Origin of the sequence: Micromonospora sp. NBC_00821 (assembly GCF_036347035.1) — a bacterium.
Classification (GTDB): domain Bacteria; phylum Actinomycetota; class Actinomycetes; order Mycobacteriales; family Micromonosporaceae; genus Micromonospora; species Micromonospora hortensis.
Map to the genome: position 1 here is coordinate 2947891 of NZ_CP108880.1, position 23571 is coordinate 2971461.

The 23571-nt window shown below is 72.5% G+C and carries 19 protein-coding genes and 1 tRNA gene; 18 read left to right on the plus strand and 2 right to left on the minus strand.

What is annotated here, in order from left to right; genetic code table 11:
* The first annotated feature begins 15 nt into the window (after window positions 1–15).
* From recN to OHB44_RS13440, 9 genes are all read left to right on the plus strand, one after another.
* Window positions 16–1773: a DNA repair protein RecN gene (gene recN, locus OHB44_RS13400; RefSeq protein ID WP_238687131.1), complete on the plus strand. Its 1758-nt coding sequence runs from the start codon at window positions 16–18 to the stop codon at window positions 1771–1773.
* A 119-nt stretch (window positions 1774–1892) separates the two neighbouring features.
* Window positions 1893–3071, plus strand: a complete 1179-nt coding sequence (gene steA, locus OHB44_RS13405; protein WP_091407271.1) for a putative cytokinetic ring protein SteA — start codon at window positions 1893–1895, stop codon at window positions 3069–3071.
* Between the two features lie 27 nt (window positions 3072–3098).
* Entirely contained in the window at window positions 3099–4043 is a 945-nt protein-coding gene (locus tag OHB44_RS13410) for a copper transporter (RefSeq protein ID WP_238687124.1), read from the plus strand.
* A gap of 67 nt (window positions 4044–4110) precedes the next feature.
* Complete coding sequence (locus OHB44_RS13415) at window positions 4111–4977, plus strand: hypothetical protein (protein WP_266302970.1); 867 nt, start codon at window positions 4111–4113, stop codon at window positions 4975–4977.
* 1 nt (window position 4978) lies between these two features.
* Complete coding sequence (murJ, locus tag OHB44_RS13420; protein ID WP_330440889.1) at window positions 4979–6667, plus strand: murein biosynthesis integral membrane protein MurJ; 1689 nt, start codon at window positions 4979–4981, stop codon at window positions 6665–6667.
* Window positions 6660–7829 carry a glycosyltransferase family 4 protein gene (locus OHB44_RS13425; RefSeq protein ID WP_330440890.1) on the plus strand — a complete coding sequence of 390 codons (1170 nt, stop codon included), beginning with the start codon at window positions 6660–6662 and terminating at the stop codon, window positions 7827–7829. The genes murJ and OHB44_RS13425 overlap by 8 nt, the downstream gene beginning before the upstream one ends.
* Entirely contained in the window at window positions 7829–10243 is a 2415-nt protein-coding gene (locus OHB44_RS13430) for a hypothetical protein (RefSeq protein ID WP_238687180.1), read from the plus strand. The genes OHB44_RS13425 and OHB44_RS13430 overlap by 1 nt, the downstream gene beginning before the upstream one ends.
* Window positions 10244–10406: 163 nt before the next feature.
* Window positions 10407–12158 (plus strand): CTP synthase, encoded by a 1752-nt coding sequence (locus OHB44_RS13435; RefSeq protein WP_091407255.1) that lies wholly within the window; start codon window positions 10407–10409, stop codon window positions 12156–12158.
* A complete protein-coding gene (locus OHB44_RS13440; RefSeq protein WP_266302967.1) occupies window positions 12155–12760 on the plus strand; it encodes an NUDIX domain-containing protein in 606 nt (201 codons plus the stop codon). Before OHB44_RS13435 ends, OHB44_RS13440 begins: the two co-directional genes overlap by 4 nt.
* A gap of 85 nt (window positions 12761–12845) precedes the next feature.
* Here the strand turns inward: OHB44_RS13440 and OHB44_RS13445 are convergent, their stop codons facing one another.
* On the minus strand, window positions 12846–13121 hold the full coding sequence (locus tag OHB44_RS13445) for a TM2 domain-containing protein (protein ID WP_330440891.1): 276 nt from the start codon (window positions 13119–13121) through the stop codon (window positions 12846–12848).
* 292 nt (window positions 13122–13413) lie between these two features.
* Between OHB44_RS13445 and ald the strand changes: the two genes are divergently transcribed.
* The 9 genes from ald (at window position 13414) to OHB44_RS13490 (ending at window position 22180) form a co-directional block, all read left to right on the plus strand.
* A complete protein-coding gene (ald, locus tag OHB44_RS13450) occupies window positions 13414–14529 on the plus strand; it encodes an alanine dehydrogenase (RefSeq protein WP_238687159.1) in 1116 nt (371 codons plus the stop codon).
* A gap of 38 nt (window positions 14530–14567) precedes the next feature.
* A complete protein-coding gene (locus OHB44_RS13455) occupies window positions 14568–15533 on the plus strand; it encodes a site-specific tyrosine recombinase XerD (protein WP_238687160.1) in 966 nt (321 codons plus the stop codon).
* Window positions 15534–15712: 179 nt separating this feature from the next.
* Entirely contained in the window at window positions 15713–16636 is a 924-nt protein-coding gene (locus OHB44_RS13460; protein ID WP_030487987.1) for a ParA family protein, read from the plus strand.
* A gap of 41 nt (window positions 16637–16677) precedes the next feature.
* The gene (locus OHB44_RS13465; RefSeq protein WP_330440892.1) at window positions 16678–17751 is read left to right on the plus strand and encodes a segregation and condensation protein A; all 1074 of its coding nucleotides are present in this window, start codon (window positions 16678–16680) and stop codon (window positions 17749–17751) included.
* Window positions 17744–18859, plus strand: a complete 1116-nt coding sequence (gene scpB, locus OHB44_RS13470) for an SMC-Scp complex subunit ScpB (protein ID WP_330440893.1) — start codon at window positions 17744–17746, stop codon at window positions 18857–18859. The genes OHB44_RS13465 and scpB overlap by 8 nt, the downstream gene beginning before the upstream one ends.
* The gene (locus tag OHB44_RS13475) at window positions 18846–19616 is read left to right on the plus strand and encodes a pseudouridine synthase (RefSeq protein WP_210784817.1); all 771 of its coding nucleotides are present in this window, start codon (window positions 18846–18848) and stop codon (window positions 19614–19616) included. Before scpB ends, OHB44_RS13475 begins: the two co-directional genes overlap by 14 nt.
* Window positions 19617–19812: 196 nt before the next feature.
* On the plus strand, window positions 19813–20493 hold the full coding sequence (cmk, locus tag OHB44_RS13480; protein ID WP_238687163.1) for a (d)CMP kinase: 681 nt from the start codon (window positions 19813–19815) through the stop codon (window positions 20491–20493).
* The gene (gene der / locus OHB44_RS13485; RefSeq protein WP_238687164.1) at window positions 20490–21896 is read left to right on the plus strand and encodes a ribosome biogenesis GTPase Der; all 1407 of its coding nucleotides are present in this window, start codon (window positions 20490–20492) and stop codon (window positions 21894–21896) included. Before cmk ends, der begins: the two co-directional genes overlap by 4 nt.
* Before the next feature lie 210 nt (window positions 21897–22106).
* Window positions 22107–22180, plus strand: a tRNA-Pro gene (locus tag OHB44_RS13490).
* 56 nt (window positions 22181–22236) lie between these two features.
* On the opposite strand, the gene OHB44_RS13495 is transcribed toward OHB44_RS13490, so the two are convergent.
* Window positions 22237–23496 (minus strand): site-specific integrase, encoded by a 1260-nt coding sequence (locus OHB44_RS13495; RefSeq protein WP_330440894.1) that lies wholly within the window; start codon window positions 23494–23496, stop codon window positions 22237–22239.
* Window positions 23497–23571: the final 75 nt, after the last annotated feature.

Consider the following 23571-nt stretch of genomic DNA (forward strand, 5'->3'; position numbering starts at 1 on the left):
CTACTGTCGGTGGCTGTGCTGGAAGAGCTGCGCATCACCGGACTGGGCGTCATCGAAGACACCACGCTGCCGTTGACCGGCGGCATGAACGTCATCACCGGCGAGACCGGTGCGGGCAAGACGATGGTGGTCACCGGCCTCGGCCTGCTCTTCGGCGGCCGGGCCGACGCCGGGCGGGTCCGCGCCCAACCCGGTCGTGCGGTGGTGGAGGGGCGGCTGCGGCTGCACGGGCGGGTCGCCGACGCGGTGCACGCGCGGATCATCGAGGCGGGCGGCGAACCCGACGAGGACGGCTCGGTGCTGTTGAGCCGCACGGTGACGGTGGAGGGGCGTTCGCGAGCGCACGTCGGCGGCCGGAGCATGCCGGTGTCGATGCTCGGTGAGGTCGGCGAGCAGGCGGTCGCGGTGCACGGTCAGTCCGACCAGCTGCGGTTGCTGCGCCCGGCCGAGCAGCGGGCCGCACTGGACCGGTTCGCCGGCCCGGCGCACGAGAAGCTGCTCGACGCGCTGCGTGAGGCGTACACGGGGTGGCGTCGGGTCGTCGACGACCTGGCCGACCGTCGGCGCAACGCCCGCGAGCGCAACCAGGAGGCCGACCTGCTGCGGTTGGGCCTCGACGAGATCACCCGGGTCGATCCGCAGCCCGGTGAGGACGACGAGCTGAAGACCGAGGCGCAGCGGTTGGAGCACGCCGAGGGCCTGCGGACGGCCGCGCAGATCGCCCAGCAGTGCGTGGCCGGTGGCGCGGAGGCCGCCGAGGAGACCCCGGACGCGGCGGCGCTGCTCGGCACCGCCCGGCGGACCCTGGAGGCGCAGTCCGGCACCGATCCGGCGCTCGGTGAGCTGGCGGCCCGCCTGGAGGAGGCGGCCACGCTGGTCACCGACGTGTCGGCGGAGCTGTCGGCGTACCTGGCGACGCTGGACGCGGACCCGGCCCGGTTGCAGCACGTCTACGAGCGGCGGGCGGCGCTGCGCGCGTTGACCCGCAAGTACGCCGACGACGTCGACGGGGTGATCGCCTGGGCCGACCGGGCGCGTACCCGACTGTCCGACCTGGACATGTCCGACGACGTTCTCGACGAGTTGGAGCGGGAGGGTCAGCGGCTCGCCGTGGAGGTGGCCGACCTGGCCGGGCGGGTGTCCACGTCCCGGCAGGAGGCGGCGGTCCGCTTCGCCGACCAGGTCACCGTCGAGCTGGCCGGGCTGGCGATGCCGCACGCGCGGATCGAGGTGGCGGTGCTGCCCCGTCCGGCCGGGCGTGCCGAGCCGACGCTTGCGGTCAACGGCGTGGAGGTGGGTGTCACGTCGGACGGCGGTGACGAGGTGGAGCTGCGGTTGCTGGCCCACCCTGGCGCGCCGTCGCTGCCGTTGCAGCGCGGCGCCTCCGGTGGTGAGTTGTCCCGGGTGATGCTCGCCATCGAGGTCGTGTTCGCCGGCTCCGGTGGCCCGCCGACGTTGGTCTTCGACGAGGTCGACGCGGGGGTCGGCGGGCAGGCGGCGGTGGAGATCGGTCGCCGGTTGGCCCGACTGGCCCGCAGCCATCAGGTGCTGGTGGTCACGCACCTGCCGCAGGTGGCGGCGTTCGCCGACCGGCACCTGGTGGTGGCGAAGGACACCGGCGGCGCGGTGACGACCAGTGGGGTGCGGGTGGTGGAGGACACCGAGCGGGCTCGGGAGTTGGCGCGCATGCTGGCGGGTTTGCCCGATTCGGATCTGGGTATCGCTCACGCCGAGGAGCTTTTGGCAGTGGCCGCCAAGGAAAGGCGGTTGTGACGCCGCGTATTGTGAGCGCAAGCACACCGGCTTGTGCCGGTGTGTGCTTCCCTGGGTAGGCGGCCCTGCTCAGGCATGTCGCGACAGAAAAGCCTGCCTCACATGCCAGGATGGTCACGATGCGTCTACCCACGTTGCGCCGGAACCGGAACTCCGAACCGGGCAGAGTCCTCGGCACCGCGCGCCTTGATCGCCGGACGAAACGCCTGGTCGGTCGGCTGCGCCCCGGTGACATCGCGGTCATCGACCACGTCGACCTGGACCGGGTGGCGGCCGACTCACTCGTCGCCGTCGGGGTCGCGGCGGTGCTCAACGCGAAGCCCTCGGTCTCCGGTCGTTACCCGAACCTCGGCCCGGAGGTGTTGATCGCCGCCGGCATTCCGCTCCTCGACGACCTGGGGGAGGGCGTCTTCGAGCGCATCCGCGAGGGCGACCAGGTGCGCATCGAGGGCAACACGGTCTTCGCCGGTGACGAGCCGGTGGCGCACGGCAGCCTTCAGGACGCCGAGTCGGTCGGTAAGGCGATGGCGGACGCCCGGGAGGGTCTGTCGGTGCAGTTGGAGGCGTTCGCCGCCAACACGATGGACTACCTGCGTCAGGAACGCGACCTGCTGCTCGACGGTGTCGGGGTGCCGGACATCGAGACCCAGATGCAGGGTCGGCACTGCCTGATCGTGGTGCGCGGCTACGACTACAAGGCCGACCTGGACGTGTTGCGCCCGTACATCCGGGAGTTCAAGCCGGTGCTCATCGGCGTCGACGGCGGCGCGGACGCCCTGGTCGAGGCCGGCTACACCCCTGACATGATCATCGGGGACATGGATTCGGTCACCGACGACGTGCTGCGCTGCGGCGCCGAGGTGATCGTGCACGCGTACCCGGACGGGCGCGCGCCCGGCCTGCCCCGGGTCAACGGCCTCGGTGTGCCGGCGATCACCTTCCCGGCTGCGGCGACCAGCGAGGATCTGGCCATGCTGCTCGCCGACGAGAAGGGCGCCTCGCTGCTGGTCGCGGTCGGCACCCACGCCACCCTCGTCGAGTTCCTCGACAAGGGCCGCGGCGGGATGGCCTCGACGTTCCTGACCCGGTTGAAGGTCGGTGGCAAGCTTGTCGACGCCAAGGGGGTGAGCCGGCTCTACCGGCAGAGCATCTCCGGTTCGTCGCTGCTGCTGCTGGTGCTGTCGGCGATCGCGGCGATGGCGTCCGCGGTGGCCGTGTCGACAGTCGGGAAGGCGTACCTGGGCGTGGTCGCCGAGTGGTGGGACAATTTCGTGTTCCAGCTGTACCGGCTTTTCTAGTTCCCGACCGATCAAGAGGCTGCAAGCGTGATCAACTTCCGCTACCACGTGGTGTCCCTCACCGCGGTCTTCCTGGCTCTGGCGATCGGCCTGGTGGTCGGCACAGCCGCCCTCAACGGCCCGGTCGCCGACTCGCTCAAGGAGCAGGTCACCGGGCTGCGCAAGGACAACCAGCAGTGGCGTCAGACGGTCAGCAACATGGAGAAGCAACTCGCGCTGGAAGAGGAGTTCGCCGAGCAGACCTCCCAGCTCCTCCTGCCCGGCACCCTCACCGCGCGTCGGGTCGCGGTGCTCAGCCTGCCCAACGGGCGTGACCACACCGAGAGCGTGCTCAAGAAGCTCCAGCAGGCCGGGGCCACCATCACCGGCCAGATCGACCTGCAGGACAAGTTCATCAACCCGGACAACAACTCCAACCTGCTGGAGTTGGCCGTCACCGCCGCCCGCCCGACCGCGCAGACCACCGGCCTGCCCGGCAACGGGCACGGCGTGGAGACCTCCAGCGCGCTGCTGGCCAGTGTCCTGCTGGACCGGCCCCAGGGCGTCGCGCCGGTCAGTGACGCCGACCGTCGGGCGGTGCTCGCCGCCTACAACAACGCCGGCTACCTGACCACCGACAGCAACAAGGTCACCGCCTCGGCGGAGGCGGTCGTCGTGGTCAGCGGTCAGCCGTACGTCGACAAGGACTCCGACAAGCGGGACGAATCGGTGGTCAAGATCGCCGAGCAGTTCGACCGCACCGGGGCGATCGTGGTGGCCGGCAACGGTTCCGTCGGCGGCAACCTGGTCGGTGTGGTGCGCGGCGACCCGGTGCTCGCCCAGACCATCTCCACGGTCGACAACGCCAACACCGTGCAGGGTCAGGTGGTCACCACCCTCGCCCTGGTGCAGCAGCTCACCGAGAAGAAGGCCGGGCAGTACGGCGTCGGCGACAACGCCGCCTCCGGCCTGTTGCCTAGACTGCCCCAGTGAGCGAACGACGTACCCCCGTGTCCGGATCCGACCAGGTGGCGCGTGACCGCGCCAGCGAGGTGACGGCGTGAGCGCCCTGGGCCGGCTGTTGATCGCCGGCGCGGGCGCCGCGGCGGCCCGCTACGTGCTGCGTGAGGCGCGTACCTCGCCGGCCGGGCCCGCGTTGGACCGCACCAACTTCCGTGGCCGCACGGTGAGCCTGGCCGCCGGGCCGGCGCTCGCCGCGGGCGCGGCCGCCGCCGGCGCGTTCGGTGCCACCGGCGGCGCCGCCGGTGGGGCCGCCCTGGTCGCCGGTCTCGGCGCGGGCGGCGTCGGCCTGTACGACGACGTGGTCGGCGCGCGGCCGGAGCAGAAGGCGGCCAAGGGCTTCGCCGGGCACCTCGCCGCGCTGCGCGAGGGGCGGGTCACCGCCGGTCTGGTCAAGGTCGTGGGGGTGGGCGCCGCCGGGCTGGGCGCCGCCGCGCTGCTCGCCGCCGACCCGCGGGTCGCCGCGCACCCGCGCCGGCAGCGGCATCGTGCGTTCGGCCGGGGTGTCGACGTGCTGCTCGGCGCCGGCGTGATCGCCGGCACGGCCAACCTGCTGAATCTGCTCGACCTGCGGCCGGGCCGCGCCCTCAAGTCCGGGCTGCTGCTCGCGGCGCCGCTGACCGGCGGCCCGCAGGGCGGGATCGCCGCGGGCGCTGCCGGCGCCGCCGCCGGCCTGCTCCGCGACGACCTGGCCGAGGACGTGATGCTCGGCGACAGTGGCGCGAACGCGCTCGGGGCGGTGCTCGGTGTCGCGCTCGCCGCCCGTACCGGCCCGCTGGGCCGGGCCGGTCTGCTCGCCGTCCTGGCCGGGCTCACCGCCGCCAGCGAGAAGGTCAGCTTCACCGCGGTGATCCAGCGGACCCCGGGGCTCCGCGACCTCGACGCACTGGGCCGACGCGCCGACTGACGTGACCAGACCGGCACCCCTCGCCGGCGCCGGCCGGCTGGCCGGGGCAGCCGCGCTCATCGCCGTCCTCACCGTGGCCAGCCGACTCGCCGGCTTCGGCCGCACCGCCGTGTTCACCTGGGTGGTCGAGCAGAGCGACCTGGGCGGCATGTACGTCATCGCCAACACGGTGCCGAACATCGTCTTCGAGATCGTCGCGGGCGGGGCGTTGGCCAGCCTGGTTGTGCCACTGCTGGCCGGGGCGGTCGCGGCGGACGACCGGCGGACGGTGGCGGCGACCACCGGGGCCTTGCTCACCTGGACGGTGAGTCTGCTGGTTCCCCTCGCCGTGCTCGTCGTCGTGTTCGCCGACCCGATCATCTCGGTGATCAGCGAGGGACGATCGGCGTCGGAACTCGCCTCCGGCGCCCGGATGCTGCGCGTGTTCGCCCCGCAGTTGCCGCTCTACGGGATCGGCATCGTGCTCACCGGCGTCCTCCAGGCACACCGACGCTTCGCCTGGCCAGTCATCGCGCCGCTGCTGTCCAGCCTCACCGTGGTCGTCGTCTACGTGGCCTTCGGGGCCGCTCAGGGTCGAGGCGTGTCCGTGGCCCAGGTCGGCCGCAGCGGCGAACTGCTCCTCTCCGGCGGCACCACCCTGGGCGTCGTCGTGCTGTCGCTCTCGCTGCTGATCCCGCTGCGGCGGTTGCGGCTACGGCCCCGGTTCGGGTACGCCTTCACCGCCGACGCGCGGGCGCGGATCGGCGGCCTCGCCACTGCCGGCGCGGTGACGGTGGCCGCACAGCAGATCGCGCTCCTGGTGGTCTTGAACCGGGTCTCCGGCGGCCCCACCGGCTCCCCCCAGGTGTTCAACCTGGCCCAGGCGATCTACCTGCTGCCGTGGGCGGTCCTGGCCGTGCCGCTGGCGGTGGCGTCCTATCCCACCCTGGCCACCGCCAGCGCCGCCGGTGACGAGGACGGTTATCGACGGACCCTCTCCGGCGCGGTGCGTGGGGTGCTGCTTTTCAGTTGCCTGGGCGTCGCGGCGTTGATCGGTACCGCGCAGCCGATCGCCGCCCTCTTCTACCCGGACAATCCGGAGTCCACCGCGGCGGCCATCAGCGGGTTCGCGCCGGGTCTGCTCGGCTACGGCCTGTTCGCGATCCTGTCCCGCGCGCTCTACGCGCGCGGCGACACGCGGTCGGCGACGGTGGCGATCACCCTCGGCTGGCTGGTCGTCCCGGCCGTGGCGCTGCCGTTGACGGTGCTGCTCCCCACCGCCGACCGGGTGCTCGCTGTGACCGCCGCGAACTCGGTGGGGATGCTGGTGCTCGGCGCCCTGCTGCTCGTGGCGGTGTTGCGCAGCGCCGGCCGTCCCGCCCTCGCGGGAGCGGCACGGGCCGGAGCGGCCGGTGGCCTCGCCGGTGTGCTGGCCGGGCTCGCCGGGTTGGGCCTCAGCCGTTGGCTCGACCAGTCGGACGGCGGCACCCCGACGACGGCGGCGGCGTTCGGTCAGGGCATGCTGTCCGGGGTTCTGGTTGGGGTGGTGTTCCTCGCCGTGGTCTGGTTCGTCGACCGGCGGGACGTGCAGCCACTGCTCGCCGGGGTGCTGCGGCGTCTGGGCCGGCGGGGGCCGTCCGGCGGTGCGCCGACACCGGGCGCGGGCTCCGCGCAGCGGGGCGACGGGAAGGAGACGGCGACGCATGACTGAGCCAGCTCTGCCTGCCGGCTGGTCGGGCACCGTCGCGTTGGTGCTCGCGTCCAGCACCGGCGGGGTCGGCCAGCACGTCCGTTCGGTGGCTCGTGGCCTCGTCGCGGGCGGCACCACGGTCCTGGTCTGCGGGCCCGCCGCCACCCAGGAGCAGTTCGACTTCACCGGTGTGGGTGCGCGGTTCGAGCCGGTGGAGATCCCGGCCAGCCCGACGCCGGCCGACGCGCGGGCGGTGCTCGCGCTGCGCCGGGCGCTCGCGGCCGCTCACGTCGACGTGGTGCACGCGCACGGCCTGCGGGCCGGGTTGGTCGCCGTGCTGGCCCGTCCGGCCGCCCCGGTGATCGTCACCTGGCACAACGCGGTGCTCGCCGGGGGGCTGCGGGGCGGGGTGTCCCGGCTCGTCGAACGGGTGGTCGCCCGGGGCGTGCGGGTGGCGCTCGGCGCCTCGGAGGACCTGGTGCGACGGGCCGCCGAGGTGGGTGCCGCCGACGCCCGGCTGGCCCCGGTCGCCGCGCCGGCGCTGCCCGCGCCGCGTCGACGCCCGGCGGCGGTACGCGCCGAGTTCGGCGTCCGCCCGGACCAGCCGTTGATCGTCTCGGTCGGTCGGTTGCACCCGCAGAAGCGCTACGACGTGCTGATCGACGCGGCGGCCCGCTGGCGTACGCGTACCCCGCCGCCGGTCGTGGTGATCGCGGGCAGCGGGCCGGCGTATCTGCCGCTCGCCGCGCGGACCTCCGCCGCCCGCGCACCGGTGACCCTGCTGGGGCACCGCACCGACGTGGCCGACCTGCTCGCCGGCGCCGACCTGGCGGTGGTGACCAGCGACTGGGAGGCGCGACAGCTCTTCGCCCAGGAGGCGCTGCGCGCTGGCGTGCCACTGGTGGCCACCGCTGTCGGCGGGCTCCCGGGCCTGGTCGGCGACGCGGCCACGCTGGTCCCCGCCGGTGACGTGGACGCTGTCGACGCGGCCGTACGCGCGTTGCTGGACGACCCGGCGGCGCGGGCGGAGTTGGGCCGGCGTGGCGCCGAACGGGCGGCGACGTGGCCGACCGAGGCGGACACCGTCGCCACGCTTGCTGCCCTCTACGCCGAGCTGGCCGGGAACCCCGGCGGTCCGGCGGCCGCCCCGGGCTCCGACGCCCCGAGAACGGGACACCGGTGATGCTGCGCCGAATCGCCCCCGCCCTGCTGACAGTGCTCGTGGTGGCGCTGGGTGTCACCGCGCTCGCCGCCCGCCCACCCCAGGGCACCCCGCAACGCACCGCCGACTTCGTGGTGCTCGCCGGGATCGCCGGGCTGCGCTGGGATGACGTGGATCCGCAGAGCACCCCGACGCTGTGGCGGATGGCCCAGGACGGCTCGATCGGCTCACTGTCGGTGCGTTCCGCGCACCGGCCGACCTGCCCGGTGGACGGCTGGCTGACGTTGGGCGCGGGAAGCTTCGCCGCGTGGAACGGCAGCCGGTCGGTCGACGGTTGCCCGTCGGCGGCGGTGACGGTGGAACAGCCGGACGGCATCGGCGCGAACCTGCCCGACCAGGAGAGCGTGGTCCAGTACAACCAGCAGCGGCTGCCCTGGGGCGCCATGCCCGGCTCGTTGTCCGAGTCGGTGCGGTGCTCCGTCGCCGTCGGCCCGGGCGCGGCGGTGGCCGCCGCCCGACCGTTCGGCCGCGTCGACCGGTACGCCTCGGGGCTGCCGGCCGATCCGCGGCCGCTGCTCGGCTCGTGTGTGCTGAGCATCGTCGACCTCGGCACCGTCAAGGGGGCCGACCCGGCCACCCGCGCCGAGGAGGCCCGCGCGGCGGACGCCGAGCTGGCCCGGGTGCTGGCGGCGCGACCCCCACGGTCGTTGGTGCTGGTCGCGGGGATCTCCGACACCACCCAGCCGGCCCGGCTGCACGTGGCGGTCGCCGACGGGCCGGGCTGGGAGCGGGGGTGGCTCACCTCGGCCAGCACCGGCCGGGACGGGTACCTGCAACTTGTCGACCTCGCGCCGACCGCCCTGGCCGCGTTGGGCCGGCCCATGCCGGAGCGGCTCTTCCTCGGCCGTCCGGCGGTCAGCACCGGCGGCCGTCCCGCCGACCTGACCGAGGCCATCAACGCGCCGGCGAACGCCGACCGGGAGGCGGCCGCCCAGCGCTCCGTCTCCGGGGTGTTCTTCGCGCTGCTCGCCGGGGTGCAGGTGCTGCTGGCCCTCGCGATCCTGCCGCTGCTGCGCCGGGCCCGTCCGCACGCCGGCCCGGCCGGCCCGACGCCCGTCTCCGGGCGGATCGTGGCGGTGATGGAGTTGCTGCTGGTCGCCGCGGCGTTGACAGTGCCGGCGGCGCTGCTGACCGACGCGGTGCCCTGGTGGCGCGGTGAGCACCCGGGGTGGATCTTCGCCGGGGTGACCGCGTTGCTGGTGGCCGCCGGCACCGCGGCGGTGCGGTTCGCCCCCGGGTACGCGAACACGCTCGGGCCGCTCGGCGCGGTGGCCGGCCTCACCACGCTCGTGGTGGGGCTGGACGTGCTCACCGGGGCCCGCCTGCAGCTCAACGGCGTGGTCGGCTACTCCGCGTTGCAGGGCGGCCGGTACGCCGGGCTGAGCACCGTGGGGCTGGGAGTGTTCCTCGCCGGTGCGCTGGTCACCGCCGGTTGGTTCGCCCAACGGGTGCACCGTGGCTGGCGGCCGGCGGTGATGGTGGCGGTGGGTGGCCTCGCCGTGGTGGTGGTCGGCAGCCCGTACCTGGGCGCCGACCCGGTCGGCGCGATCGCGCTCACCGCCGGGGTGAGCGTCGCCGCCGTGATCAGCGCCGGCGGCTGGTTGACGATCAGCCGGCTGGCCTGGGCCGCCATGGCCGCGCTGGCGGTCGGTATCGGGTTCGCCGTGGTGGACCTGCGGCGTCCTGCGGCGGAGCGGGGCAGCCTGGGTCGGTTCCTTTCCGCGCTCGGTGACGGCACTGGCGGGTTCGCCGTGCACCGGTCCAGCACGGAGAACTTCGAGACGTTGGTCAACAGCCCGCTGACGGTGCTGGCGTTGGCCGGCGGGTTGCTGGTGTGGTTCGCCCTGTTGCAGCCGTGGGGCGGGCTGATGCGGCTGTTCGGCATCTACCCGGCGGTCCGGGCCGCGATGGCCGGCACTGTGGTCGCCGCGGTGCTCGGTGGTGTGCTCGACGGCGCGGCCCTGGACGTGATGGGCGCTGCCGCCGCCCTGGTGGTGCCGATGGCCGCCCTGGCGTCGCTGCGGGTGCTCGGGCACGCCGCGGACCGGACCCGTCCGGCAGCGGACCGCTCCCGCGCCAACGGCGCCGACGACGACTCGGGGTCCGGCGGGGTCGGCCCGGTCGGTGGGGGCGACGGTCCGACGGGCGGCGGCGGGCCACTGGGTGCCGTGCATCCCCGTCCGATCACCGGGCCGACCCCGAGCGCGCCGGCGAAGGTCGCCCGACCGGCGTCGGACCCTGCGGACGAGCGCCGCGGGGACGCCGACGAACCGGCCGAGCCGACCGCGAGCGGGTCGACGCCGGACGCCGCGCCGACGGTGCCCGTAGCGCCCCGGCAGGTCTCCCGGTCATCGACGGAGGTTGCCGCGTCCTGAGCGCCGGGCCTCGTCCGGATGGCCCGGAGGTGTCGCAGCCGGGGTGCGGCCTGCGGGTACCCGCCCGGGAGGTGTTACCGTCAAATCCCGTGGATCGCGTGATCACTTTGCTGATCAAGCACGGCGGTCTGCATGACCGCGACAGACGACACGGGAGCAGGCCTTGGCCCCATCAGCACGGACGACCAGGCACATTTTCGTCACCGGGGGCGTCGCCTCCTCGCTGGGTAAGGGCCTCACCGCCTCCAGCCTCGGCAACCTGCTGACAGCGCGCGGGTTGCGCGTGGTGATGCAGAAGCTCGACCCCTACCTGAACGTCGACCCGGGGACGATGAACCCGTTCCAGCACGGTGAGGTCTTCGTCACCGAGGACGGCGCCGAGACCGACCTCGACGTCGGGCACTACGAGCGGTTCCTCGACCGGGCGCTGTCCGGCAAGGCGAACGTCACCACCGGTCAGATCTACTCCGACGTGATCGCCAAGGAGCGGCGCGGCGAGTACCTGGGCGACACCGTTCAGGTCATCCCGCACATCACCAACGAGATCAAGTCGCGGATCCTGGCGATGGCCGACCCGGACGAGGACGGCCAGGTCCCCGACGTGGTGATCACCGAGGTCGGTGGCACTGTCGGCGACATCGAGTCGCTGCCGTTCCTGGAGGCGATCCGTCAGGTCCGCCACGACCTGGGCCGCGACAACTGCTTCTACCTGCACGTCTCGCTGGTGCCGTACCTGGCGCCCTCGGGTGAGCTGAAGACCAAGCCGACGCAGCACTCGGTGGCGCAGCTGCGCAACATCGGTATCCAGCCGGACGCGATAGTGCTCCGCTGTGACCGGGAGATCCCGGTGAAGCTCAAGGAGAAGCTGTCGCTCTACTGCGACGTGGACGCCGAGGCGGTCGTCGCCGCCCCGGACGCGCCGAGCATCTACGACATCCCGAAGGTGCTGCACCGGGAGGGGCTCGACGCGTACGTGGTGCGCCGGCTCGGCCTTTCCTTCCGGGACGTGGACTGGGCCAGTTGGGACGATCTGCTGGAGCGGGTGCACCGTCCCCGGCACACCGTCACCGTCGCGGTGGTCGGCAAGTACGTCGACCTGCCCGATGCGTACCTGTCGGTGAGTGAAGCGATCCGGGCGGCGGGCTTCGGCCACCGGGCCCGGGTGCAGCTGCGCTGGGTGCCCAGCGACGAGTGCGTCACCCCGGCCGGCGCCGCCGCGGCGTTGGCCGGGGTGGACGGCATCCTCATCCCCGGCGGGTTCGGCGTCCGCGGCATCGAGGGCAAGATCGGCACCGCCCGGTACGCCCGTGAGGCCGGCATTCCGCTGCTGGGCCTGTGCCTCGGCCTGCAGTGCATGACCATCGAGGTGGCCCGGCACCTGGCCGACCTGGACGGCGCCAACTCGTTGGAGTTCGACGAGCAGGCGGCCCACCCGGTCATCGCCACGATGGCCGACCAGGAGGACATCGTCGCCGGTCGCGGTGACCTGGGCGGCACCATGCGGCTGGGCGCGTACCCGGCGACGTTGACCGAGGGTTCGATCGTCGCCGAGGCGTACGGCAGCACCGAGATCAGCGAGCGGCACCGGCACCGGTACGAGGTGAACAACGCCTACCGGGACGCGCTGACGAAGGCGGGCCTGCACATTTCCGGCACCTCGCCGGACGGCCGGCTGGTCGAGTTCATCGAACTGGACCGGAGCCTGCACCCGTTCTTCGTGGCCACCCAGGCGCACCCCGAGTTGAAGAGCCGCCCGACGCGCCCGCACCCGCTGTTCGCCTCGTTCGTCAAGGCGGCGGTGGCGTACTCGCAGGCCGACCAGCTGCCCGTCGACCTGGACGCGGCGGCGGAGGCCCCGACGACGCGTAAGGCCGCCCGCAACGGCGCCGCGACGAAGGCGTCGTCGGCCTCGTGAGCAACCTTGAGCACCGCTACGAGGTGCGTTCCCGGGAGGAGCGGTACCGGGGGCGGATCTTCGACGTGGTCACCGAGGAGGTGACCATGCCGGGCGGTGGGACCGCGCTGCGGGACCTCGTCCGGCACGTCGGGGCGGTGGCAGTGGTGGCGCTCGACGACGCCGGCCAGGTGGTGCTGATCCGGCAGTACCGGCACCCGGTCGGGCGGCACCTGTGGGAGCTGCCGGCCGGTCTGATGGACGTCTCCGGCGAGGAGTTGCCGGTGGCCGCGCTGCGGGAGTTGGCCGAGGAGGCCGACCTCACCGCCGGGCGGGTCGACGTGCTGGTGGACCTGCACAGCTCGCCGGGGTTCACCAACGAGATCGTGCGGGTGTTCCTGGCCCGCGACCTCGCCGATGTGCCGGCCGACGAGCGGCATGAGCGCCACGACGAGGAGGCCGACCTCCAGGTCGTCCGGATCGACCTGGACGAGGCGGTCGCCATGGTCCTGGCCGGTGAGATCACCAACGCGTCAGCGGTGGCCGGGCTGCTGGCCGCGGCCCGCGCCCGGGACACCGGTTTCGCGCAGCTGCGTCGGGCGGACGCGCCGCTGCCGCGCTGAGCGTCGCCGCCGGTCCAGCCCGGTGGGGGAGTACGCACGAGAAGGGGCCCCGCGGTCAGCCGCGGGGCCCCTTCCGTTTGTTGGTCTAGGAGTCGCGCAGCGGACGTCCCTGCGCGTCCGTTCCGCCGTTGACCAGGATGAGAATGCCGTCGACGAGGCCCCAGAGAGCGCCGACGCCGCAGGTCACCAGGCTCACGACGAGCTGGAGAACGGCGATCTTGGTGTGTCCGGTGTAGAACCGACCGGCACCGAAGGTGCCGAGCAGGATGCCGAGGATGCCCGCGACGATCTTGCTCTTGTCGGAGACGCCCTGGGGGTGCCCCGGCTGGGGGTAACCGGGCTGGTAAGGAGGAGTGGTCATGGGCGGACACATTAGTGATCCACTCGCCGGCTGTCCGCACCGCCGCCCGGCAGATGGGACGATAATGGTGAAACATTGTCCTGTTGGCTGAGGTGACGCTCGACCGCCGAATGCCGGCGGTGCCCTGACACATCGTCAGGACACCCGGGCACCGGGTGCCACTGTGCTGGCTCGCGGCGGTGCCGGGCGCGCCTAGACTGCCGCCGCAGGACCGGTGTACCGCGATGGCAAAGGGGCCGTCGTGGCACCGAGCAGTCGGGGGAGAGCAGCCCCGAAGAGAGGTGTCTGCATCGTGAAGGTCGGAATCCCACGCGAGGTCAAGAACCACGAGTACCGCGTGGCGATCACGCCAGCGGGTGTCAACGAGTTCACCCGCAGCGGCCACCAGGTCTTCGTCGAGTCCGGCGCCGGGGTTGGCTCCAGCATCACCGACGAGGAGTTCGCCACCGCTGGCGCGACGATCCTCGCCACCGCCGACGAGGTGTGGGAGACCGCCGAGCTGGTGCTCAAGGTCAAGGAGCCGATCGCCGAGGAGTACCACCGGATGCGTGAGGGGCAGGTGCTCTTCACCTATCTGCACCTGGCCGCCTCCAAGGAGTGCACCGACGCGCTGATCGACCGCCGGGTGACCGGCATCGCGTACGAGACCGTCGAGCTGCCCGACCGGTCGCTGCCGCTGCTCGCCCCGATGTCCGAGGTGGCCGGCCGGCTCGCCCCGCAGATGGGCGCCTTCTACATGATGCGCACCGGTGGTGGGCGCGGTGTGCTGCCCGGCGGTGTCTCCGGCGTGTACGCGGCCAAGACCGTGGTCATCGGCGCGGGCGTCTCCGGCATGAACGCCGCCGCCATCGCGCTGGGCCTGCAGTCCGAGGTGCTGCTGCTGGACAAGAACGTCGCCCGGCTGCGGCAGGCCGACGCCATCTACCGGGGCCACCTGCAGACCGTCGCCTCCAACGCCTACGAGGTCGAGCGCGCCGTGCTCGACGCCGACCTGGTCATCGGCGCGGTGCTGGTGCCCGGCACGAAGGCCCCGACGCTGATCTCCAACGAGCTGGTCTCCCGGATGAAGCCGGGCAGCGTGCTTGTCGACATCGCCATCGACCAGGGCGGCTGCTTCGAGGACTCGCGCCCCACCACGCACGCCGACCCGGTCTACAAGGTGCACGAGTCGATCTTCTACTGCGTCGCGAACATGCCCGGCGCGGTGCCGAACACCAGCACCTACGCCCTGACCAACGTCACCCTGCCGTACGCCCTGGAACTGGCGAACCAGGGCTGGCGCGAGGCGCTGCGCAACGACCCGGCGCTGGCGCTGGGCCTCAACACCCACGCCGGGCAGGTCACCTACGGCCCGGTCGCCGAGGCGCACGGCATGGACGTGCTCCCGCTGGCCGACGCCCTGGCCTGAACGGTGGCGGGCTGAGCGGCGGCAGGGACTCCGCCGGCGTGGGCACCGCACCCACGCCGGCGCTGCGCCGTGCCGTTCGCGGTTACCTCGACCACCTGACCGTCGAACGTGGCCTGTCCGCGAACACGCTCGCCTCGTACCGCCGGGATCTGGACCGCTATCTCGCCACCCTGGCCGATGCCGGCGTCACCGACCTCGCGTCGGTCGGCGCCGGCCTCGTCGAGTCGCACCTGGCGCGGCTGCGCGCCGGCGACGACGCGCACCCGCCCCTCGCCGTCTCCTCCGCCGCCCGCGCGGCCAGCGCGGTGCGGGGCCTGCACCGCTTCGCGGTGCGTGAGGGCCTGGCCGGCGCCGATCCGAGCCGCGACGTCCGCCCGCCCACGCCGCCCCGGCGGCTGCCCCGGGCGCTACCGGTCGACGACGTGGTCCGGCTGCTGGAGACCGCCGGCCCGATCACCGCGACCGGTGACGACGCGCCCCTCGCGCTGCGCGACCGGGCGCTGCTGGAGTTCCTGTACGGCACCGGCGCGCGCATCTCCGAAGCGGTCGGCGCCGCCGTGGACGACCTCGACACCGACGACGGCACGGCGCTGCTGCGCGGCAAGGGCGGCCGGGTGCGGCTGGTGCCCATCGGCGGGTACGCCGTCGACGCCGTGCGCGCCTACCTGGTCCGGGCCCGTCCCGGGCTGGCCGCCGCCGGCCGGGGCACCCCGGCGGTGTTCCTCAACGCCCGCGGCGGCGCGTTGTCCCGCCAGGGCGCCTGGGGCATCCTGCGCCGCGCCGCCGACCGGGCCGGGCTGCCCGTCGACGGGCCGGCCGCGGTCTCCCCGCACACCCTGCGCCACTCCTACGCCACCCATCTGCTCGACGGCGGCGCCGACGTCCGGGTGGTCCAGGAACTGCTCGGCCACGCGTCGGTGACCACCACCCAGGTCTACACGTTGGTCACCGTGGAGCGGTTGCGCGAGGTGTACGCGACCGCGCATCCCCGCGCCCAGGGCTGAACCGGTCGCTGTCGACGCCGACACGCCGGGCCGGTGCCGAACCCCCTGCTGGTCGGTGGCGTACAGTCGGCATCGGCGCGGACCTCCTGGAGCGACACGACCGGGGTGCGCAGCGGCGCCGCGAAGGACGTCGGACGGCTCCGACGCCGGGTGGGTCGTCGGGAGGGGGCAACGAGCACATGGCTGGCAACGGTGACCGTGCCGAGACCTGGACGTCGGAGCTCCGCGAGCAGCAGGCCACGCTCGGCGCGGACCTGGGTCCTGCGGACCCGGCTGCCTACACGATGCGCAAGCCCATCCCGGAGCCGATGCCGACCGATCGGCACGGCCCCGCGCGCATCATCGCGATGGCCAACCAGAAGGGTGGCGTCGGTAAGACGACGACCACGATCAACCTGGGCGCCGCGCTCGCGGAATACGGCCGCAAGGTGCTGCTCGTCGACTTCGACCCGCAGGGCGCGCTCTCGGTGGGCCTCGGCGTCAACCCGCACAACCTCGACCTGTCCATCTACAACCTGCTCATGCAGGACGACATCATCGCCGAGGACGTCGTCATCAAGACCGACGTCGCGGGGCTGCACCTGCTGCCGGCCAACATCGACCTCTCCGCCGCCGAGATCCAGCTCGTCAACGAGGTCGCCCGGGAGATGGCCCTGGCCCGGGTCCTGCGCACGGTCCGCAAGGAGTACGACTACATCCTGATCGACTGCCAGCCGTCACTCGGCCTGCTGGCGATCAACGCGCTGACCGTCGCGCACGGCGTGCTCATCCCGCTGGAGTGCGAGTTCTTCAGCCTGCGCGGTGTGGCACTGCTGCTGGACACCATCGACAAGGTGCGCGAGCGGCTCAACTTCGACCTGGAGCTCGAAGGCATCCTCGCGACCATGTACGACAGCCGCACCACGCACTGCCGCCAGGTCCTCCAGCGGGTGGTGGAGGCGTTCGGCGACAAGGTCTACCAGACGGTCATCACCAAGACGGTGAAGTTCCCCGAGTCCACCGTGGCCGGTGCACCCATCACGACGATGGACCCGGCCTCCTCCGGGGCACGTAACTACCGTCAACTGGCTCGCGAGGTGATCGCCGCCCAGTCGGAGCGGTAGCCGGAACGCCCATTGCCCGCCTCGTGGACTACGGTCGTCCGGTGACCGCGCCACCCCTCGACCCACCCCAGACCGCCGACGCGGCAGTGGTCGGCGGTGTGCAGCCCGCTGACCCGGCTGCCACCGGGTTCACGGTGCGGTTGGCCAACTTCACCGGCCCGTTCGACCTGCTGCTGCAACTGATCGGCAAGCACAAACTCGACGTCACCGAGGTGGCCCTGCACACGGTTACCGACGAGTTCATCGCCTACATCAGGGCGATGGGTGACGACTGGGACCTGGACGAGGCCAGCGAGTTCCTGCTCATCGCCGCGACCCTGCTCGATCTGAAGGCGGCCCGGCTGCTGCCCGCCGCCGAGGTGGAGGACGAGGCCGACCTCGCCCTGCTGGAGGCACGGGACCTGCTCTTCGCCCGGCTGTTGCAGTACAAGGCGTACAAGGAGGCGGCGGCGCACATCGCCGAGCTGGAGGCCGTCGGCGGCCGACGGTATCCGCGTGCCGTGAGCCTGGAGGCCCGCTACGCCGAGGCGCTGCCCGATCTGGTGCTCGGCATCGGCCCCCAGCGGCTGCTGAAGCTGGCCGTGAAGGCGATGACCCCGAAGCCGGTGCCGGAGGTTTCCATCGCCCATGTGCACATGGTCCGGGTCAGTGTCCGGGAACACGCGGCGATCCTCGCCGCCCGGCTGCGCCGGGCCGGCACCGCCACGTTCTCGCTGCTCTGCGCGGACTGCGAGGCCACCCTGGAGGTGGTGGCCCGGTTCCTTGCGCTGCTGGAGCTGTACCGGGAGGGCCTGGTGTCGTTCGTGCAGGAGCAGGCCCTGGAGGAGCTGACAGTGCGCTGGACCGGCCCGGTCGACGGCGACACCGAACTGCACGTCGACGAGTACGCCGGCACCCCGGCCGACCCGGAGTCACCGGAGCCCGAGCCGGAACTGGCGGGGGCTGAGGCTGAGCCGCCGGGGGCTGAGCTTGAGCCGGCGGGGTCTGAGCGTGCCGGGAGTGCGCCTGAGCCGGCGGTGGCAGAACCTGGGCCGGCGGGGGCTGACCCTGTGCCGACGCGGGAGGCCGGCGGGCCGGACGGGACGGGAACGACGGAGGGTGCGCGGGATGAGTGACGAGCAACGTCGGGACTCGCTGGCCGACCAGGCCGCCGCCTGGGTCCCCCCGTGGGACCGCCCCCGCCCGCCCGCCGCCGACAGCCCCACGGAGCCGGACGAGTCAGCCGCCCCACCGGAGGCCGAAGCACCCGAGGCGGCAGCGCCTCGCCCGGAGCCAGAAGCCGCGCCCGATTCCGTCGAACCGGACGTGGTCGCGTCGGCGTCCGCGCAGGTTGACCCGGATGGGCGGGGCCCGGTCGACGTGAGCCCGGGTGGACCGGGCCCTGTCGAGGTGGCCGCAGACGGGCCAGGCCCTGGTGAGGTCGCCCCGGGTGGGCCCGATCCCGTTGGGGTGGCCGCGGGTGGGCCCGATTCCCCCGGGGTGCCCTCGGACGAGGTGGGCCAGGGTGAGCCAGATCGCGGTGAGGCGGCCCCGGACGGGGTGGGTTCGACGGGGCCGAACCTCGGTGCGGTGACGGACGCCACGGTGGGGGAGTCGGGTGGCGCTGGGGACGTACCCCGGCGGCAGCTGGCGGGGCGGCGGCGGGCGACTGTCGCGCCGGAGCCCGCGCCCGAGCTGTCCGACCCCGAGCTACGCGGCGCGTTGGAGGCGATCCTGCTGGTCGTCGACGAGCCGGTCAGCGAACTGGTGCTGGCACAGGTGCTGGAGCAACCCGCCGAACGGGTCGGGCCGATACTCGACGAGATCGCCGCCGGTTACACGGCGGCCGGGCACGGGTTCGAGCTGCGCCGGGCGGCCGGCGGGTGGCGGCTGTACACCCGGCCGGAATACGCTACGTACGTTGAGCGGTTCGTGTTGGACGGGCAGTCCGTGCGGCTGACCCAGGCGGCGCTGGAGACGCTCGCCGTGGTTGCGTACAAGCAGCCGGTGACCCGTTCGCGAATCTCAGCCATCCGGGGTGTGAACTGCGACGGGGTCATCCGTACGCTGGTCACCCGTGGCCTCATCGAGGAGTGCGGCACCGAAACGGACAGCGGGGCGTTCCTCTACCGGACCACCACGTTGTTCCTGGAGAAGCTCGGGCTGAACACGGTCGCCGAGCTGCCGCCCCTCGCACCCTTCCTGCCCGACGACGTAGAAGAGCTTGCTGATGCGACCCGATAATCGTTCCCCCAAAGCCGACGCGCCCGTCTACGAGGGGGCTGAGCGCCTGCAGAAGGTGCTCGCCGCCGCCGGCGTGGGTTCCCGGCGTGCCTGCGAAGACCTGATCTTCCGCCGCCGGGTCACGGTGGACGGGCGGGTCGCCAAGCTCGGTGACAAGGTCGACCCGGCCACCTCCGTGATCCACGTGGACGGGGAGCGCCTCCAGGTCGACATTCGCCTGGTCTACGTGGCGATGAACAAGCCGCGTGGGGTGGTTACCACCATGGCGGACGAAAAGGGACGCAACGAGCTGGCCGACTTCATCGGCGCCCGGCTGGAGCAGCGGGTCTACCACGTCGGGCGGCTCGACGCGGACAGCGAGGGCCTGCTGCTGCTCACCAACGACGGCACCCTCGCGCACAAGCTCATGCACCCCTCGTACCAGGTGCTCAAGACGTACCTCGCCGAGGTGGTCGGGCCGATCCCGCGCAACCTGAGCAAGCGGCTGCTGGCCGGCGTCGAGCTGGAGGACGGGCCGGTCAAGGTCGACTCGTTCAAGGTGGTCGACACTCTCGGCAAATCCGCCCAGGTGGAGCTGAGCCTGCACGAGGGGCGCAAGCACATCGTCCGGCGGCTGATGGATGAGGTCGGTCACCCGGTCACCCGGCTGGTCCGTACCTCGATCGGGCCGATCCGGCTCGGTGACCTGCGGACCGGGCGGATCCGGCGGCTGACCAACGCCGAGGTCGCCGCCCTGTTCAACGTGGTGGGTGACTGACCCCCGAGTTCGGGGTACGGCAGCCGGTAGGCTCCACCGATGGCCGGGACGCGGCCGCCCCGGGTGGCGTGGGTCGCCTCCGGCGGCGTCGCGCGCGGGTCCGCCAATGGACCCGGGCATGATTGATGACGATTGACAACCGCTTGCGGCGCCAGATCACCGGGCGATCCGTGAGGTACGGGCTGAGGAGGACACGGTGGAGGAAAACGTACGGACCGGGCGATGTGTGGTCGCTGTGGACGGGCCGTCCGGTTCGGGTAAGTCCACCGTGTCGCGGCGGCTCGCCGTCGCGATCGGTGCGCGCTACCTGGACACCGGGGCGATGTACCGGGCGATCACGTTTGCCGTGTTGCGCTCCGGCGTGGACCTCGCCGACGCCGCGTCGGTGGCCAAGGTCGCCAGCGAGGTCAAGCTGCACATCGGCACCCACCCGCAGGGGTACGCCGTGACCGTCGACGGCGTGGGCGTGGACGCGGATATCCGGGGCCCGGAGGTGACCGGGGCGGTATCCGCCGTCGCCGCCGTGCCGGCTGTCCGCGAGCTGCTCGTCGCCCGGCAACGCGAGATGATCGCCAACGCTCGTCGGATGGTGGTCGAGGGCCGCGACATCGGCTCGGTCGTCGCGCCGGACGCCGACCTGAAGGTCTTCCTGACCGCCTCCGAGGCGGCCCGTGCCGCCCGGCGCAGCGCCGAGGACGCCGCCGACGTGGCGGCCACGGCCGCGGATCTGGCCCGGCGGGACCGCCTCGACTCGACCCGCAAGGTCAACCCGCTCGCCCAGGCGCCCGACGCGGTGGTGCTGGACACCACCGAGCTGGGCATCGACGAGGTCGTCGCGCGGCTGCGCGACATGCTCACCGAGCGGGGCGTGGCATGAGTAGCGATGGTGGTGGGTGGGTCGAGCTGCGGGAGCCCGACGTCATCGTCGAGGAACCGAGCGGCCCCCAGCCGGTGGTCGCCGTCGTCGGCCGCCCCAACGTGGGCAAGTCCACTCTGGTCAACCGGATCATCGGCCGCCGTCAGGCGGTCGTCGAGGACGTCCCTGGCGTGACCCGCGACCGGGTCCCGTACGACGCGCAGTGGAACGGCCGGGCGTTCACAGTCGTGGACACCGGCGGTTGGGAACCGGACGCGAAGGACCGGGCCGCGGCCATCGCGGCGCAGGCCGAGACGGCGGTCGTCACCGCCGACGTGGTGCTCTTCGTGGTCGACGCGATGGTGGGCTCCACCGACGTGGACGAGGCCGCGGTGAAGATGCTGCGGCGCAGCGCCAAGCCGGTGATCCTGGTCGCCAACAAGGCCGACAACAACTCCATCGAGATGGAGGCCACCTCGCTGTGGTCGCTCGGTCTCGGTGAGCCGTTCCCGGTGTCCGCGCTGCACGGACGCGGCTCCGGCGACCTGCTGGACGCCATCCTCGCCGCGCTGCCGGAGGCCCCGGCGATCGTGGAGAACCGTCCGCGCGGACCGCGCCGGGTGGCGCTGGTCGGGCGGCCGAACGTCGGCAAGTCCAGCCTGCTCAACCGGTTCTCCGGCGAGGAGCGGGCGGTCGTCGACTCGGTGGCGGGCACCACCGTGGACCCGGTGGACAGCCTGGTCGAGATCGGCGGTCAGACCTGGCAACTGGTCGACACGGCCGGGCTGCGCAAGCGGGTCGGCAAGGCCAGCGGCACCGAGTACTACGCCAGCCTGCGGACCGCCGGCGCGATCGAGGCCGCCGAGGTGGCCGTGGTGCTGCTGGACTCCAGCGAACCGATCAGCGAGCAGGACCAGCGGATCCTGTCGATGGTGACCGAGTCGGGCCGCGCGCTGGTCATCGCGTTCAACAAGTGGGACCTGGTCGACGCCGACCGTCGGTACTACCTGGACAAGGAGATCGACCGGGAGCTGCGCCGCATCCCCTGGGCGATCAGGCTGAACCTGTCGGCGATGACCGGCCGCGCCGTGGACAAGCTGGCACCGGCACTGAACAAGGCGCTGGCCAGCTGGGAAACCCGGGTGCCGACCGCGCACCTCAACCAGTGGCTGACCGCGCTGGTGCAGGCCACCCCGCACCCGGTGCGGGGTGGGCGGGCGCCGCGGATCCTGTTCGCGACGCAGGCCGGTGTGGCGCCGCCCCGGTTCGTGCTCTTCACCACCGGCCCGCTGGACGCCGGCTACCAGCGCTTCGTCGAGCGCAAGCTCCGCGAGGAATTCGGGTACGAGGGCAGCCCGATCGAGATCTCGGTCCGCCCGCGTAAGAAGCTCGGCCCCGGCGGCCGAGGCAAGGCGCACGGCTGACGCGGTCCAGTTCTGTCAAATGCCGGATGGGCGCCCCGCCCATCCGGCATTTCCCTATCCAACCCCACCCTCCTAGGACGCTTTAGGGGTTGTGCGGTGGCTCCCTGTGGGGTGGTTCGGATGCGCCGCGACGCCGGTGGGGCCTGTGCGGACGGGCCGCAGCTGCTGCGCTAAGCTGTACCGGCTGCCGCGGGGGAAACCACGCGGGGGCGGGACGTGGCGCAGCTTGGTAGCGCACTTGACTGGGGGTCAAGGGGTCGTCGGTTCGAATCCGGCCGTCCCGACGCATCTGACCAGGGGATATGCCGACGAAGGCATATCCCCTGCGATCGTTTCACGGCTATTTTGTCGCGCTGCTGTCGCATTCACGCACGGATCTTGCAATGGTGCTCAGTCGGCCCGGGCGTCGGCCGCGTCGAGGGCCGCGCAGGTGGCGCTCACGCCGTCGGCGGCGGCATCGCGGGTGAGGTGGCCGTAGATGTCGATGGTGGTGGCCACGTTCTTGTGGCGCAACGTCTTGGACACCAACGGCGATCGGCACCCCTTGGTTGATCATTATCGTGGCGGCGATGTGTCGCAGGTCGTGCACCCGAATCGCCGGGAGCCCGGCGTCGGCGGTGAGGCGGCGCAGGTGGTCGAGCACGTACTGCGGCCGTAGGGGTTGCCCATCGGGTCTGGCGAACACAAGGTCGAGATTGTCGTGATGGCGGGCGGTCACCTGTTGCCGACATTGGCGGCGGCGTTGCCGCTGCAACGCGTCGACGGCCCGGGCGGACAGGGCGACCCAGGCCCGGCTGCCGCGGGTCTTGGGCGCGTTCAACATGCTGCGGCTGTTGTCGACGCTGACCAACGTCCAGCGCACGAACAGTGCCCGCGCCTCGAGGTCCACATCGGCCCAGTGCAGGCCCAGAGTCTCGCCCTTGCGCATCCCGGTGCAGACCATCAACTCGAACAGGTCCGCGAGCGGATCCTCAACGGCGTGGCAATGCCGCAGGAACGCGCTTGTCTGGCTGGTGCTCCAGCAGGTGAGCTCGGGCTCCGGCGGTCGGGGGATCATGGCGAAGCGCGCGGCGTTGTGGGGCAGCCGGTGGTTGCGGCGGGCGTCGTTGAGCGCGCTCGACAGGGTCGTCACGCAGCGGCGCAGGGTGACTGGGCCGCGGCCGGCGGTGAGCTCACGCCGGATGAACTGGGTGACGTGGTCGTGAGTGAGCCGCTCCAAGGGCACGGCGCCGAGCGCGGGGATGAGGTCGTTGTGGATGTAGGCGGTGTAGCGGTTCACGGTGTTCGTCTTGAGGCTCGGGGACTTGGTCTCAAGCCAGCAGGTGAGGTAGCGGGCGACCGTCTCGCTGTCGTCGAGGCTGACACCGGCCCGCTCGCACTCAAGCACATGAGAGTGGGCCGCGGAGGCCGCCGCCTTGGTGGCGAAACCGGTACGGCGCATGGTGCTGCGCTTGTTCAGGCTCGGCAGGTCGACGGCGAACGCCCAGCCGCCGTGCCGCGCCTTGGACAGCTTGGGGCACCGGGGGCCGAGTAGTCGGCCGGTGCTGTCACGACAGGCGCAGCAGCGGTAGACGCGGCCCCGGTTCGGGTTCTGTCTCATGACGTCCTCCTCGGTAGAGGTGAGCTTCTGCCACCTCTACCGTTGCCCCGTTCGGCTGCGACAGCATCGCGACAA